Raw genomic sequence first — 15,644 nt, 5'->3', positions numbered from 1 at the left:
TACATTAGAAAAATTTATTTTCTAGACTCATGAAGAATTATGAAAAGCAAAATTTTATAGATAGTTACCTTAAAAATAAACAAAAAGAGAAGAACTAACCAATGTTCTTCTCTCTTTTTCATATGTAATTAGGGTATCCATAAATGTAAATAAGGATGGTATAGATTAATGGATGAATAATTTATTTTTAAATAAATAATGTAATAAATAAATATTTTTGTATGTAATATTGCATATACAGGGACCACTGGTGAAAATGCTGAGCAATGTTTTTCCATATGGTAAATTAGTTCTTTAGTTATTTACTTTATTTCATTTTCAATCGTGTAAGGCTTGGGGCTAAGATTTACAAAGGTGACTAGTAAAAAATATAACAATATAAGTATAAGATTTTGTACTTAGTAATCTCGCGATTTAAGGCATGGCATTGGATAAGTGCGGGGCGTTCAATCGATTTTGAATAAAATTGATAGTATCAGTTGCAATTTTTTTACGTTTAAGAACGATCCCGGCATGCCCGCATGTATAAATATATCGTGTAGGTTTTTCCCAAGCTTCCCACAAGTAGTCTGTATCCTCAGAATGCACATATAGATCGTGCTTACCTGAAATTAATAAAATATTTTCTTTTTGTACTTTTGGTAATGCTTGACTCGGTTCAGTGATTTTCCAATAATCTATTAAATCATCATACGTAACACCATGATGTTCCAAGTCTTCTCTAATAAATTTACCTGGAGTTGTATTCCAAATAGAATAAGAAAGTCGATTTGCATAGAAAATGGATGCTAACACATCAATCTCTTCTTCAACAAGAGAGGTTAAGTTAGTAATAAATCCGCCTAAACTAATTCCTATTAGAATCAGGGGCCCCTTTTTATTTGCTTTAATCCATTTAATCAAAGCTCGTAAATCAGCTACCGCTTGTCTAGTTGCTTGTAATGTTCGTTCAATATTTGCACTTACCATATACTCTCCACTGAATAAGGATTGATCGGGTTTTCTTTCAAAATGATAGGGTAGAGTGAAATAATACATATTCCACTTCAGGCTGGTCATATGATCGTGGAATATTTTTTTCACACGTTCGTTAGAATCCATTCTCCAACCGTGAACAAAGATAACATGAGGTGCATTTTCATTTTTATGTAAGAATAATTCCCCAGTTACAGAGTCGTTGTGTGAATCACCGGATTGAACCGAACTTTTATAGTTGAATTGCCCAACCATGTATTCATTTTCCTGCTTTGAATGCTTAATGTCAAAATGAAAATGTGATGGTTTTACTTTATAAAAAGATTCTATGTTCTTTATATTTAATGAAGTGTTAGAAAGGGAAGTAAACTGAAACGCTACACTTCTTTTTTTGTGTAAATCATATAAGGCGTACCGATCAATGAGTTTTGAAAAAATCAAATTAACCTCCTCCAAAATACATATTGTTTAAAACATAGACAAAATTTATGTTTTAAATTAATTGGGAAATATTCCCTTTTTCTAATAGTAGGTGCTTGAATTATAAAAATAGGTGATAAATTTGTATATTATATTATAAATCTTGCAATAAAATAAAACTATAAATAATTTATATTAAAATTTAAGAAGAATGTTAACTTGTTTCTTTTCTTATTAAAAGATGTAATTTCTATGAGGAACTTAACAATTCCCATCTAGATATTCACAAATAGCTTCTCTATATTTATTGTATAGAAATTATACAATAAATATATTTTTTATATTATATACATTAAATTAAGCTTAACCTCTCTTTTCTATAAATCTCTTAAATTGACTAACTCCTTACCAATATTCAAAAACGACTGCATTTTTGAATTTGTGTTCTAGTTTTTCTTGAACAGGTAAATGAATAACTACACATAAACTCCTTATATCTCTAGTTAAACTACCGATTAGCTCCATATAAACTCTAGATAACCTATATAGAATACAAGTTATCAAGGAGGTAAGAAAAATGAATTTTATGAAACGAGCGATTCTCAGTATGAAAAAAAGGATAGGAACATCATTAATTTTGATGGCAGTTTTTCTGATTGTTACAAATTTGGTTCTTTCAGGTTTCACAATCCAAAATGCATCAAAAAAAGCAGCGGATGCTGCAAGAAAAAAACTTGGTGCAGATGTTACTTTAGGTCTTGATTTCGACAAAATAGGTCAAAAAGCTAAGGAAACTGGAGAAATGCCAAATCCGCCGCAGCTCGATGCAAAAGAAACAGATCAATTAGCGAAGTCCAAGTATGTAAAAGATTATAATTACATAGCTAACACTTTCGGTATTTCTGATGGGCTTAAACTAGTAGGAGCTTCAGAAGGAGAAGAAGAAGGAAAAGGTAAAGTGGGAATGACGGCTGCGCGAGGCGGTTCAAGCTCTGGTACAGAAATAGATATGAATGCTTCTTTTATGATTGAGGGAGTTCGCAAGACTGCATTACAAGAAAGCTTTAAAAACGGAAAAAGTAAAATCATTGATGGAAAACCAATAACAGAGCAAATGAAGGATCAGAATGTAGCTTTAATGGAAAAACGATTAGCGGAATTAAACAATTTGAAATTAGGAGACAAAGTTAAAGTGCAATCAGGGGATAAGAAGGAAACCCTTGAAGTTGAAATTATCGGTATTTACGAAACAAATGAGCAAGCAATGGGTCAACAGGCTCCTCCTATTATGGATCCAGCTAATAAACTATATATGCCGCATTCAACTATGAAAAAATTAGAAGTAGACCAAGGTATAAGTAGTGTTCAAGTCGTGTATTTCTTGAATGATCCACAATATATTGATGCATTTAAAAAAGAAGCAAAAAAATCTAATATTGATTTTAATTATTATAAATTAGATGCGCATGATTCATTGTACAAGCAAATGATTGGTCCTATCGAAAATATCTCTTCGACTTCTCAAATGATTATTTATATTGTATCGATTGCAGGTGCGATTATTTTAGGATTAATTATTATGCTATCAATTAAAGGACGTCGTAAGGAAATGGGGATTCTATTGTCCATTGGAGAGAAAAAGTGGAAACTGATGGCACAGTTCGTAGTAGAAGTAGTATGTGTCGCTATTTTAGCATTTGGATTATCTATAACAACAGGAGCTAAAGTTTCTCAATATATCGGGGATAATTTACTTTCGAATGAAATTGCTACTGCAAGCGAAGAAACAGATACCTCGCAACATGGTACTGTAATGATGGCTGGACCTGGTGGTACTCTACAAAATCAAAAAGAAGATCCAATTGATAAAATTGATGTAAGTGTAACAGGAGAAGATGTAGGGAAAATGGGTGGAATTGGACTAGCTATTGCTATAATAGCAACGCTTCTTCCGGCATTATCTATTCTACGTTTAAACCCAAAACAAATTCTTTTAAAAGATGAATGAGGAGGCTCGATATGGAGACAATTTTACAGTTTAAAAATTTGGATTATTATTATGAAAGTAATGGAAAAAATGTAGCGATACTAGAAAATGTTAACTTTTCTTTTCAAAAAGGACATTTCTACACGATTTTAGGACCATCTGGATCTGGTAAAACCACAACTCTAAGCTTAGGTTGTGGACTAGATGTCCCTAAAAATGGTTATGTACTGTATAATGGCAAAGATATTAGAAAAATTGGTTTGGATCGATACCGTAATCAAAATGTATCTGTAATTTTCCAATCTTATAACTTAATAACCTATATGACAGCTCTTCAAAATGTCTTAACAGCAATGGAAATTACAGGTGTTAAAGTGCAAAATAAAACAGCAAGAGCATTAGAATTGTTAGAAAGGGTAGGACTCACAGAAGTTGAAGCGAAACGAAACGTCCTGCAACTAAGCGGTGGACAACAACAGCGTGTAGCAATTGCTCGAGCACTATCTTGTAATGTTGATTTACTGATTGCAGATGAGCCGACAGGAAACCTCGACGAGGAAACCGCAATGGATATTATAGAACTGTTTCAAGAACTTGCACATAAAGAGAATAAATGCATTATTGTTGTGACGCACTCACAGGCGGTTGCTAAAAAATCAGATCGTGCAGTGTATTTAAGTAAGAAGAAGTTGGTCGTAAATGAAATCTAATATAAACATCGTAGTTATTTAATTCACATAATTTTCAAAATCTAGACCTTTCAAAAGCTTATATTTGATTTATAATAATATCAAGCCATAATCAAAATGGTCTCCCTGTACTGAATGTTAAAATAGTTTGTTGTTCCCGTTTTAATAATATTTGAAAAAGAACTTGTAGGATATTCTACAAGTTCTTTTTATTATAATTGGTTACCTATATCATGGGATAATCACATATGAAAAACGAGACAGTACCTAGATATATAATCTAAATGCTGTCCCGTTTAACTGTGTATCTGTATAGTTATTGCAGAATTAAACCTACAATCATAATTAAACTAAATACTATTATCCAACCAAACGCACAATAGCCAAAAATTCTAATCCATTTAGGTAATTGATTCATGTTAATTTTATTTGAGGGAACTCCCTGCATAGAAAACATCATTTTTTGATCTCTATCTCTATTATTTTGTTGTTCATACATACTATCATCACCTTTCCAGAACTATTGTGTTTATAGTATATCAGCCTAAAGAAAATTATGTACAGAATAAGAGGGGATAGCATAAATATTATGTGGTGAATTTTATAAATAAATGCATTTAATTGCCATGGTTCTAAGCGCTAATCCGTTATAAATACTGAAAAAGAGCACTACATAAATAGGACTCTTTTTCTTCAAATATTAAGTTGCTGGATATAAATCAGAACCAAGGTAACGTTCTTTTATAATTTGAAGGTGATGAAGCTCATGACCAGCAATGATGTATGCTAATGCACGAACTGTAACTTCAGAATTATTCGCATTTCCTCTTTGTGACCAAGCTTCTTTATCTAAGCTTCTAAGTAAATACAGGGTAGATTGGCGAACAACTATTAAATTCTCAAGAAGATCTTGCATAGATTGCTTATCAAAAGCAGCTCTAAGAACATACATATCATCATTATAGCCTGGAAGTTCTGCTGTCTCGCCTCGAGCGATTGATAGCAATCGATACGCCATAATCCGTTCTGTATCTGCTATATGACCGATTACTTCTTTTATACTCCATTTAGTAGGAGCATACCGGAAAAGTCCCTCACTATCAGAAATTCCCTTTAATAAAAGATTTGTGTCCTTCATTTGTTGTTCTAGAATATGTATGATATTTCCGTCTGATACCAAGTTGGTATACGTTGCATAATAGGAGTTATATTCACTTACCTCTGGTCTTATTTGCATACGAATCATCCTTTATGTTTTATATTTAATCTTTACATATAGCTTATCATAAAAGAATTCTAAATTAATCTGAAAAATGGAGGGAAATATGCATTTTTCATCTTCCTTTTCATCTTCATAGATGAAATGCATCTCGAATAAGAGAATCTAATTTGCTGTTAAGCGGAATTTCGTTTTTTTGCTGTTATAGTAGAAGATAAATATGTAAGTTGAATACAGTTTGTCACTACTTATGATAATCGCCATCTAAGAAGCAGTATTTGTCCATTAAGTGAAAAACCTGTTAATAAATTTATACTTACTACAAAAACAAACAAACTCGTCCTATTTAAAGGAGAGTTTGTTTGTTTTTATGTTTAGATAATGGAATACTCATGTAAAATTGCACACTATGTTCCATATTTTTTATTGAATACTTTATATCTAGCGTTTCAAGAATTTGCTTAACAATATATAGCCCTAAACCATTTCCTCCAGTATTTCGATTTCTTGATTTTTCAATTCGATAAAATGGTTTGAAAATTTGTTGTAAATCTTCATCTTTAATATTGACACCTGTATTTATAATTTGCATTTCGATTTGACCTTGTTTCGAATCCTCACTTAACTTTATATAGACTTTTTCATTATGTGGTGAATACATAACCGCATTGTGAATAATATTTTTACATGCTTTTTCTAAAAGAGCACAATCGGTATAAATAGAAAGGTCAGAATCAATTTCTTTTATTATTTCAATGCTTTTTTGAGAAGCAAAAAATTCGAGATCTTTTGTGATTGCACCTATTAACTTTGAAAGATTAACTTCCTCTACTTTTAGTTTGAAGGTGTGTTGTTCTAATTTCGATACGCTTAAAATTTCACGAACTAATTGTTCCATACTTTCAATAATTTGATGATTTTTCTTTAAATATTGATCGCGATTTTGATAAGGGCCAATATTGTATATCATTCCTTCTAAGTATCCTTTCATTACAGTAAGAGGGGACTTTAATTCATGTGCTACAATCGCAAAAAACTCTCTGCGTTTTGTTTCTATTTCTCTTTCTTTTTCAATATCATTTTTTAATTGTTCATTTGCTTTTTTCAAATCAAACATAGCTTGTTGCAAGTTAATAGACATGTCATTCAAACTATTAGATAATTCTCCTAACTCATCTGTAGAGCGAACCTCAATTTTTTCGGAGAAATCTAAATTTGCCATCTTTTGTGCACCTTCATTAATATAAATAAGTGGCTTTGTAATAAACCTGGAATAAAAATAAGCACTTCCTATACCAATAACAAGCACAATGATACTAATATAGGGGAGAAAGCGTACTAAAACCTGTGAAGCTTCATCAATCGGTTGAAATGTAGCAAACACTACAAGCGTTAAACTACCATCTTGAAATTGAATTGGTTTCGTAACGTTATATGAATTGCTAAGGGTACTTGCATTCTCGAATCGTGTTGCTTTAGTAACTACTGTTTTTTGGGTACCACTTTGAATAAAAGAAAATGAAGGAGAGTAAATAATTACTCCTTCTTTATTTTGAAGATAAAGCATCGCATTATTTTTTTTGGCGTATTCATCAAAAAGTGGTATCGCATCTTGAAACGTAAGATTTTTAGACTTATCAATGATTTCGTTTATCCCTGTTTGAAGTTGATCTGTTTTATATTGCTCATAAAACGTAGGGAGAAAGAAGTATAAAGTTAAATAAATCAATACTGCAAAGGATAATAAAATGAGAGATGTAGTCATAAAGAGTTTATAAGTAATTTGCTTCATTTTCATGAGTTTCACAATACTATTCATCAATTTTATATCCAATACCCTTTATTGTTTTAATATAAGGGATAGCTAATTTTTTGCGTAGGTTTTTAATATGTGTATCAATTATTCGTGTTTCTCCAAAATAATCGTAACCCCAAACCTTTTCAACGATATTTTCTCTTGTGAGTACTTTTCTCTCATTTTGAAATAGTAGTTGTAGAATTTCAAACTCTTTTGTCGTTAATATAATTTCAACGTCATTTACATATACTCTATATGCATCCACATCAATACGCACTTCTTTAAATATCAAATGATTATTTACATTTTTATCATAACTTCTTCTAAGTACAGCTTCGACTCGTCTAATCAAAACATGAAATGAAAAGGGCTTTGTTATATAGTCATCGATCCCAAGGTCGAATCCTTTCATTTGATCTTCCTCTTCTTCCAACGCAGTTAGCATAATAATTGGTACGTTTGACTGACTTCGAATCATTTTAGAAACTTCAAATCCATTAAGATTGGGCATCATGACATCTAGAAGAATTAAATCAAATGATTGCTTATTAAATTGTGTCATACCCTCTAGTCCATCTGAAGCGACTACCACTGTATAATGCTGTGTCATTAAAAATTGTTTAATTAATTCCTGAATTTCTTGATCGTCCTCTACCACGAGAATATGATAGTTTTTCATAATATCACCTCTGGTAGTCATTATAGCCGTACTATCTGGAGTTTATGTGGAGATACAATAGGAACTTCATAGGACGTTTAACGTATTAGCTTCATTTTCAAGAATGTGTATTCTCCAAAAAATATGATTAGCCATATTCCTTTTTATGAAAAAATAATTGTATGCTTGAAAAAACTTATCGTATGAAAAGCTGAACGATTTATATTTCTAAAAAACCAATGTATAATATTGGGAACTGCATGTGATTTCTTAAACTGTGTGAACATATACTTGCGCTACTTACTAAAAGGGGAAACGGAAATGAATTTCAATATAAAAAAAGCTAGCGAAATTATAGAGTGTACTTCACAAACTTTAGAGTTTTTTTGCTAATTTAGTAAACGCTTAAAGTTGAACTAAGGATTATTTAAATCATGTGAGAAAGGTTGTGAAATTATTTGATGGGTTATAAAGCGATGCTGTTTGATTTAGATGATACGTTAATTGATAGGGATAAGGCAGTAGATAACTTGTTTTTATTAGTTTTAGAAAAATGTTATGAGGATGTTAGTGATACAGTCAAAAACAATATGTTACAGAAATTCAAAGAATACGATAAAAGGGAATACGGCATTAGTGATAAAACGATAGTTTTAGAATCATTATTTGATGAATTCGCGCCGAAATATAGATTGCCACACAATTATATCCAAGATTTTTGGAATGAAAATTTCCCTAGATGTTTTTCAATAGACCAAAATACTATTCATTTCTTAAATCAAATAAAGAAGCACTTTAAAGTTGGAATTATAACAAATGGCTCAACTCAGAGGCAAAAAGCTAAAATATTTAATACGAATTTAAATAGGTATTTTGAAACAATCATTATTTCTGAAGAAGTGGGATTTAGTAAACCTGATAAACGTATATTCGAACTAGCATTAAAGAAGCTAAATTTACAGCCGGAAAATACTTTATTTGTTGGGGATGACTTAGAAAAGGATATTGTTGGTCCTCAAAATGCAAATATAAAAGGTGTGTGGTTTAACCCTCAAAAAATCAAGAATACGACCAAAATACAACCATATGCCGAGATTAACACTTTGGATAGTTTGTTAAGTTATGTTACTCCACAATATTTTTATAACAAGTAAAAGCAATTTCATATATATACATTCAAAAATATAAAAAAGAGAAACTATCATTAATTTCATTGACCGTATTAGTAATAAAAAAATATATATTTACAACAAAAAATAGAGGCCATTTTAATAGCTGAGGCTAATTTAATCTATGATTAATACGAAGTTTTGTAAAACAATTTTACTCATACTGTGAAAATTATAAAGGGGTGGGACTATGGAAATAAAGAAAGTAGTAATCGATGGAATCAATATTGCGGTCATTAGGAGCGATAAGGTATTAATATCGGATGTTCAGTCTGCATTAGATACTATGGCAACAGTTCAATATGAGGTAGATGCGAAACATATTATTATCCATAAATCTTTAATAAATGAAGATTTCTTTGATCTAAAAACACGGCTTGCGGGCGATATCCTTCAAAAGTTTATAAACTACAAGGTAAAGATTGCTATTGTTAGAGATTTCTCTATGTATACTAGTAAAAGCTTAAAGGATTTTATTTATGAATGTAATAAAGGGAATGACATTTTTTACTTAGCAACTGAACAACAAGCAATTGAAAAACTAAGTACATTAAAGTAATAATTATATCCCGCTAAATTCCCCCATTTCACTTAGTTCATGATTATATACGATATAGAAGAACTGATGTTTGTGGTAAACTAAGAGATGAATAAAGGGGGAGTTTTCTTGAACAATTTTAATAATATAATCCAAAATTTAAATAATATAGTTTACAAACCTAACAACTTAATGATTACGAATCTAAAAGAAGAAAAGCAAAACGCAGAATATGCAGGATGTTTATTCCATTTAAATAACAAAACTATTCGTTTTAGAAAATCAAAAGTTACACCTAATAAAATTGGTCAATTTGTTTCTTTTTGGGAGAAAGATGAAAATATGCGAAATAGAGCTTTCTCTTATGAAGCTGCTCCTGATTTATTAGTAATCACTTGTATTGCTGATAATAAACTAGGACAATTTATTTTTCCTAAAGAGATTCTTCTTAAAGAAAAAATATTGAGAACACAAAGTCAAACAGGGAAAATGGCAATGAGAATTTATCCTGTTTGGGATAGCACTGTTAGCAATCAAGCTAAAAAGAGTCAAATGTGGCAACTTCAATATTTTGTTGATTTAAGTGATATTAATAATTTGCCTATAGATAAACTATTAAATTTATATTCGTAGCTTTTGATCTACTCCAAAAAGAAGTAATTACAGAAAAGGCATTTGTAATGACGCCTTCTATTAATTTACCTCGTGAATCGTAATTTTTGTACCGGTACAGTTAAATGAAATGTACGTTGTTACAGTGCCCCTTAAAATTTACAATCAGCATATATTATTTAAACTTATAAATTTTTAAGGGGTGCTAAATATGACAAGTTTACAAGATCAGCTTTTCACAAGATTAAATCTTAAAAAATGTAATGATGTAACGTTTGAAGAATTACCTACCATACTCTTTTCGTTTGCACATACTATACCATTTGAGAATTTAGATGTTATAGCACGAAATACGAATCAAATCTCTCTGGAAAACTTACGAGAGAAAATTTTAACTAATTCCCGTGGTGGACTTTGCTACGAATTAAATACTCTTTTTTACTATTTCTTAAAAGACTGTGGCTATGATGTACAACTGGCATTAGGTACGGTGTATAAAAATGATATAAATGCATGGGCACTGGAGGATGGCCATATAACAATTATTTTAACTTATGATAATCTACAGTATTTAATTGATGTAGGTATAGCTTCGTTAGTACCTCTTGTTCCTGTACCTTTTACTGGCGAGTCTGTTTCTTCAAAAAATGGTTCGTACCGAGTGAGACGAAAAGATACAAGTAAAGGAAATTATGTTTTAGAAAGAATAGATACTGATGGAGAATGGAAAGTTTGTCATGCTTTTTATAAACCTAATATTAATGAGATAGTAGTAAACGATGTTCAAAGAAGAGTGATAGAAGATGAGAAGTCTATTTTTAATAAAGGACCAATTGCAGTAAAGTTGACGAACTCTGGCCATATTTCATTAACGAATACAAGTTTAACCGAAATTATTCATGGGGAAAAAACTAAGCGTGAAATTACAGAAGATCAATATAAAGAGTTTTTATATACTTTATTTGCTATTAAGTTATGAATAATAAAGATAGCCGGTTCTTATTCAGAAGCGGCTATCTTTATTATTTTGGTGTAAATGGTTTTCTTCTAATATGTTTCGGAAACTGCGGTATAGTTAATGTTTTTAATGTTTCCTCCGCTTCTTCATATGTATGAAAAATTGGTTCTTTTCCATCATCCCCTTGTAAAACTAGCCCTTCATCTCGGATTACATATGGCATAAAACCACCCCATCTAGTAAAGAATTATATTCTTTTGCAGCAGAATAATACGATTTAAAGTTGATTTTCTTAATACATATAATACACTAGAACAGTACGCAAAAGTATGTACAATGAATTTTGAATGTAAAGGAAGATTAATATGTCAGTTATTGATAAATTGAAACTTAATAAGTATACAAATATGGTCGTTATTAACGAACCAAGTGATTATGACATTTTTACAGGTAAAGAAACTGCATTCTCAAAAGAACACGATGCTATCTTTATATTTGTAGAAACGCTTGATGAAATGGTGAAACAAACGAATTTTATTATAAGTAATGAAGAATTACTAATTGAAAAAGGTTACGTATTCTTCGCATATCCGAAAAAAGGTAATGCTCGTTATAGTACGTTTATTCACCGTGATGAGATGTTTCCGGCATTAAATGTTGGAGAAGATGGTTATGTGGGAGAAAGTGATATTAAATTTGCACGAATGGTAAGTATGGATGAAGTCTTTACTGTTGTAGGTTTAAAACGCGAGAAGAAAAAAACAACGAAAACATCTGCTATGAGTCAATGTGTTGCCGATTATGCAGATCGAATTAAAGATGTTGAAGCATTATTAGCTAATCATCCGAATGAACTTAAGTTTTATCAAAGTTTAACGCCTGGATATCAGAAAGATTGGGCACGTAATCTTTTTTCTGTAAAACAAGAAAAAACACGTGAAAAACGTCTAGAGAAAATGATAGAGATCCTTTCACAAGGCTATAAAACAATTGAATTATTCCGTAAGAAGAAAAAATAATGATTAAGAAAGTCACAATGCTGCAACAATTAATTGTGATGAGTACATTGAAAAAAGCATTCCTTCTATTATACTAAGGAATGTTCTTATATTTATATAATTAGCAAAAGAGAAAAGGTGTTTGAGATGAAATCGTATATTGTAGTTGGATCTGGAATTTTAGGAGCGTCTACTGCTTATCATCTTGCTAAGGCAGGTGCGAATGTTACTATCGTGGATCGCCAACAATTAGGGCAAGCAACTGATGCAGGAGCAGGTATTGTATGTCCATGGCTATCGCAGCGTCGTAATAAAGCATGGTATAAAATTGTTAAAGGCGGTGCACGTTACTATTCTTCGTTAATTCAGCAATTAGAAGAAGACGGTGAAACTGACACAGGATATAATCGTGTAGGTGCAATTAGTTTACATACTGACGAGAAAAAGTTAGATCAAATGGAAGAGCGAGCTTATAAACGACGTGAAGATGCCCCAGAGATTGGTGAAATCACTCGCTTATCAGCTGAAGAAACAAAAAAATTATTCCCAGCATTATCAGACGAATATAGTTCTGTTCATATTAGTGGTGCTGCACGAGTAAATGGAAGATTATTACGCAATGCATTAATAAGTGCTGCGAAAAAACATGGTGCAACTTTAATAAAAGGCGATGCTATATTAGTCCGTGAAGGAAATCATATTACGGGAGTTACAGTAAACGATGAAACAATTTTAGCGGAAAAGGTTATTGTAACTGCAGGCGCATGGGCGAACGAAATCTTGAATCCATTAGGAATTAATTTCTTAGTTACATTCCAAAAAGGACAAATTGTTCATCTGCAAATCGAGAATACAGCAACAGAAAATATGCCAGTTGTTATGCCACCGAACGATCAATATATTTTAACGTTTGACAATGGGCATGTCGTAATTGGTGCAACACATGAGAATGATACTGGTTTCGATCATCGTGTAACAGCAGGTGGTTTACATGAAGTATTCCATAAGGCATTAGCAATTGCACCTGGCTTAGAAAATGCTACAATGCTTGAAACGAGAGTTGGATTCAGACCATTTACACCAGGATTCTTACCTGTTATCGGACCACTACCTAACTTTGAAGGAATTCTCGTTGCGAATGGATTAGGGGCTTCGGGTTTAACAGCTGGTCCATATCTAGGAGCGGAACTTGCTAAACTAGCGCTCGGACAACCGATTGAATTAGATTTAAATGATTATGATGTTGCTGGCGCAATTGAATAATATAGGGTACTGCTAACATTTAGGAAAAACCATGCTAAACACATTCGACAGGGAATAAGCAGTTTTTCCTCTGTTAAGAGTAAACCTGGTTATGAAAAATAAAATTCTTTAAAAATAGAAGGCCGACATTATAAACCTGCATTAATAATGTAGAATTGTGATGTCGGCTCTTTGTTTATATTTATTTAAAACTTATTTTCGAGAGGAGCTTAAGCAATGAGAGCGCCATATCAAGTATTGATATTTCCTTATATAAAAACTGCTAATTCCATTCAATATGCTATTTTCAAAAGAAGTGATTATAGTTATTGGCAAGGAATAGCTGGTGGCGGAGAAGACGGTGAGATTCCTATTGAATCAGCAAAACGGGAAGCGTTTGAAGAGGCTGGTATTACAAGAGAATGTCCATATATACAATTAGATTCTGTGTCTTCACTACCAGTAGAGGATGTAGTTGGAGGATTCCTTTGGGGAGAAGAGGTTTATGTAATAAAAGAATTTTCTTTTGGAGTTAAAGTTCCTACAAAAAACATATCATTATCTAAAGAACACTTTAATTATAAATGGTTATGCTTTGAGGAAGCAGTAACGTTTTTGAAATGGGATAGCAACAAAACAGCATTGTGGGAATTAAACAAAAGATTATTAAAACAATAAAAGTGTTAGCTAACAAAAATAGTAGTGAAAGAAGAATTGAACCATTAACAAACCCTTGCTACATTTCTAAACAATGTTTTAGATTATAAAATAGAGTAATATAGATTTGGCATGTTATGCTAAAATTCGCTTAGTGTATATTTTCGTTAAAATGTGGGTGGGCCCCCTTTTAGCAAAACCGGAGTGGGAATGATGAGTATAAATAGTTTTGTGGGATTGATAAATGACGAATTATTAAAAGAGGTAAGTATAAGAAGTGATGATGAATTCGAGCCTGTAGTAGTTAAAGGTATTCCTAGACTTTGGAAGTGTTTAGGAACAGGTAATTATGCCGCAGTATTCATGCACAGAGAATACAAAGATTGGGTAGTGAAAGTTTACGTGCGAGAAGGAGAAGGAATTGAAAAAGAGTCAGAAGTATACCGAAGAATTGGAGATCATCCTTCTTATTCAAAGCTTATATATAAAGGGGAAAATTTCATAGTATTGAAACGTTTAAAAGAAATTACCTTATACGATGCCCTTCATAAGGGGATTAAAATTCCTAAGCAGGTGATCCTTGATATAAATAAAGCTTTAGAGTATGCGAGGGAACAAGGATTAACTCCTTGTGATGTTCACGGGAAAAATGTGATGATGGAAAAAGGAAGGGGATATGTAGTCGATGTATCTGATTTCTTAAAAACAAAAGAAGATAGTAAGTGGAGGGATCTAGAAAAGGCATATTTCACCTTTTATTTTCCTTTCATTTATAAATTGCCTTTCTCTGTTAAAATACCGTATTTTATGTTAAACATTGTTAGACGTTCGTATAGAAAATATAAGAAGCTTAAAAAGAACTTCAAATTATAAAAGGACCACATATGTTCCTGAAAACGAGTTAAATTCACATAAATAACTTTAGAAAAATTTTAAATTTTGTTTAGGGCTACTTCAAGACCTTAGCTTGCTGGGCATGTGGTGCTACCTCAAAATATAAAAAGATTAGGAGTGAACCCTAATCTTTTTATTTATACATATTTTTGTTAGTTATATATATCACTATCAATTCCAAAACGGGATATTTTGAATAAATGAAACCGTCAAAATAAGTGTTGATGCGGAACCAGCAGTTACTAAAGTTACTATTTTTCGTACGTTCTGTTCTTTTGAAGGTTTTATAAGTTCTGTAATTAACACAATCCATATTATGATAGAAACTATTGAAATAATATTTATAGACATATGTAACACATCCCTTCTTGTTTTCACATAAATATTGCTTCTTTTATAAAATAAAAACAATTTAACAAGAAAATATGTAACGCATTAAAAATCAATATTTTCCTGTTAAACCACCTTTTTTAAATAGAAATACGACTGATAAAACGATAACAACAGCCTTCAAACTGCCCCAATATGGATAAATAGCATGATCTGTTAGACTAGCATGCTGAAAAATATTCTCTAAACCGAAAATTCCTATCATGACTGCTAAAAGGAATGAAGCTGATCCATACGTCCCTTTACGATAGAGGGTAAATAAATAGACTGCGAAAATTAGTGGTAAGATGATTTGTAGCACGATTATCATAGTTCGTCCCCCAGATTATTTATAATTATATTATATACAAAATTGTAATAAAAAGGAATAAAACTTATTTGATACTAACAGAACTACTCTAATCATATTCTTCTATAAAAAAGAAGAAAAAGGGGTGTAC

General features: G+C 31.5%; 17 protein-coding genes and 1 pseudogene. 10 read left to right on the top strand and 8 right to left on the bottom strand.

Features of this window, described 5'->3' with window-relative positions:
• Positions 1-414: 414 nt before the first annotated feature.
• Positions 415-1,416 carry an alpha/beta hydrolase gene (locus tag NST86_RS13705; protein WP_061663157.1) on the bottom strand — a complete coding sequence of 334 codons (1,002 nt, stop codon included), beginning with the start codon at positions 1,414-1,416 and terminating at the stop codon, positions 415-417.
• Between the two features lie 556 nt (positions 1,417-1,972).
• Between NST86_RS13705 and NST86_RS13700 the strand changes: the two genes are divergently transcribed.
• A complete protein-coding gene (locus tag NST86_RS13700; protein WP_086423213.1) occupies positions 1,973-3,403 on the top strand; it encodes an ABC transporter permease in 1,431 nt (476 codons plus the stop codon).
• A gap of 11 nt (positions 3,404-3,414) precedes the next feature.
• Positions 3,415-4,092, top strand: coding sequence for an ABC transporter ATP-binding protein (locus NST86_RS13695; protein ID WP_000447862.1), 678 nt, complete (start codon positions 3,415-3,417; stop codon positions 4,090-4,092).
• Positions 4,093-4,387: 295 nt separating this feature from the next.
• Here the strand turns inward: NST86_RS13695 and NST86_RS13690 are convergent, their stop codons facing one another.
• The 4 genes from NST86_RS13690 to NST86_RS13675 form a co-directional block, all read right to left on the bottom strand.
• The gene (locus NST86_RS13690; protein WP_000273229.1) at positions 4,388-4,570 is read right to left on the bottom strand and encodes a hypothetical protein; all 183 of its coding nucleotides are present in this window, start codon (positions 4,568-4,570) and stop codon (positions 4,388-4,390) included.
• A gap of 201 nt (positions 4,571-4,771) precedes the next feature.
• Complete coding sequence (locus NST86_RS13685; protein ID WP_086423214.1) at positions 4,772-5,308, bottom strand: DinB family protein; 537 nt, start codon at positions 5,306-5,308, stop codon at positions 4,772-4,774.
• A 328-nt stretch (positions 5,309-5,636) separates the two neighbouring features.
• Positions 5,637-7,109, bottom strand: a complete 1,473-nt coding sequence (locus NST86_RS13680) for a sensor histidine kinase (RefSeq protein WP_001084901.1) — start codon at positions 7,107-7,109, stop codon at positions 5,637-5,639.
• Complete coding sequence (locus NST86_RS13675; RefSeq protein ID WP_000800727.1) at positions 7,102-7,767, bottom strand: response regulator transcription factor; 666 nt, start codon at positions 7,765-7,767, stop codon at positions 7,102-7,104. Before NST86_RS13675 ends, NST86_RS13680 begins: the two co-directional genes overlap by 8 nt.
• A 440-nt stretch (positions 7,768-8,207) precedes the next feature.
• Here NST86_RS13675 and NST86_RS13670 point away from each other — a divergent pair, with 440 nt between their 5' ends.
• From NST86_RS13670 to NST86_RS13655, 4 genes are all read left to right on the top strand, one after another.
• A complete protein-coding gene (locus tag NST86_RS13670; RefSeq protein WP_140159024.1) occupies positions 8,208-8,900 on the top strand; it encodes an HAD family hydrolase in 693 nt (230 codons plus the stop codon).
• A 205-nt stretch (positions 8,901-9,105) separates the two neighbouring features.
• Entirely contained in the window at positions 9,106-9,474 is a 369-nt protein-coding gene (locus NST86_RS13665) for a DUF4180 domain-containing protein (protein ID WP_340933999.1), read from the top strand.
• An 87-nt stretch (positions 9,475-9,561) separates the two neighbouring features.
• Positions 9,562-10,086 (top strand): MepB family protein, encoded by a 525-nt coding sequence (locus NST86_RS13660; protein ID WP_086423216.1) that lies wholly within the window; start codon positions 9,562-9,564, stop codon positions 10,084-10,086.
• Positions 10,087-10,276: 190 nt separating this feature from the next.
• A complete protein-coding gene (locus tag NST86_RS13655; RefSeq protein ID WP_086423217.1) occupies positions 10,277-11,044 on the top strand; it encodes an arylamine N-acetyltransferase family protein in 768 nt (255 codons plus the stop codon).
• 20 nt (positions 11,045-11,064) lie between these two features.
• Here NST86_RS13655 and NST86_RS13650 read toward each other — a convergent pair.
• Positions 11,065-11,246, bottom strand: a pseudogene (locus NST86_RS13650) (hypothetical protein).
• Positions 11,247-11,388: 142 nt separating this feature from the next.
• Here NST86_RS13650 and NST86_RS13645 point away from each other — a divergent pair.
• The 4 genes from NST86_RS13645 to NST86_RS13630 all read left to right on the top strand — a co-directional run bounded on the left by NST86_RS13645 (position 11,389) and on the right by NST86_RS13630 (position 14,793).
• Positions 11,389-12,042 carry a YdeI/OmpD-associated family protein gene (locus NST86_RS13645; protein WP_000110844.1) on the top strand — a complete coding sequence of 218 codons (654 nt, stop codon included), beginning with the start codon at positions 11,389-11,391 and terminating at the stop codon, positions 12,040-12,042.
• A 126-nt stretch (positions 12,043-12,168) separates the two neighbouring features.
• Positions 12,169-13,284 (top strand): NAD(P)/FAD-dependent oxidoreductase, encoded by a 1,116-nt coding sequence (locus NST86_RS13640; RefSeq protein ID WP_000844388.1) that lies wholly within the window; start codon positions 12,169-12,171, stop codon positions 13,282-13,284.
• Between the two features lie 216 nt (positions 13,285-13,500).
• Positions 13,501-13,941, top strand: a complete 441-nt coding sequence (locus NST86_RS13635) for an NUDIX hydrolase (protein ID WP_001202591.1) — start codon at positions 13,501-13,503, stop codon at positions 13,939-13,941.
• A 192-nt stretch (positions 13,942-14,133) separates the two neighbouring features.
• Positions 14,134-14,793: a serine/threonine protein kinase gene (locus tag NST86_RS13630; RefSeq protein ID WP_086392479.1), complete on the top strand. Its 660-nt coding sequence runs from the start codon at positions 14,134-14,136 to the stop codon at positions 14,791-14,793.
• Positions 14,794-14,985: 192 nt separating this feature from the next.
• Here NST86_RS13630 and NST86_RS13625 read toward each other — a convergent pair whose 3' ends face one another.
• Together NST86_RS13625 and NST86_RS13620 are read right to left on the bottom strand one after the other, a co-directional pair.
• Positions 14,986-15,165 (bottom strand): hypothetical protein, encoded by a 180-nt coding sequence (locus NST86_RS13625; protein ID WP_000026328.1) that lies wholly within the window; start codon positions 15,163-15,165, stop codon positions 14,986-14,988.
• A gap of 91 nt (positions 15,166-15,256) precedes the next feature.
• A complete protein-coding gene (locus NST86_RS13620; RefSeq protein ID WP_000587704.1) occupies positions 15,257-15,514 on the bottom strand; it encodes a hypothetical protein in 258 nt (85 codons plus the stop codon).
• Positions 15,515-15,644 lie beyond the last annotated feature (130 nt).

The sequence above is a fragment of the Bacillus sp. FSL L8-0199 genome (assembly GCF_038005705.1).
Classification (GTDB): Bacteria; Bacillota; Bacilli; order Bacillales; family Bacillaceae_G; genus Bacillus_A; species Bacillus_A cereus.
This window is presented reverse-complemented; position numbering and strand designations above follow the sequence as displayed.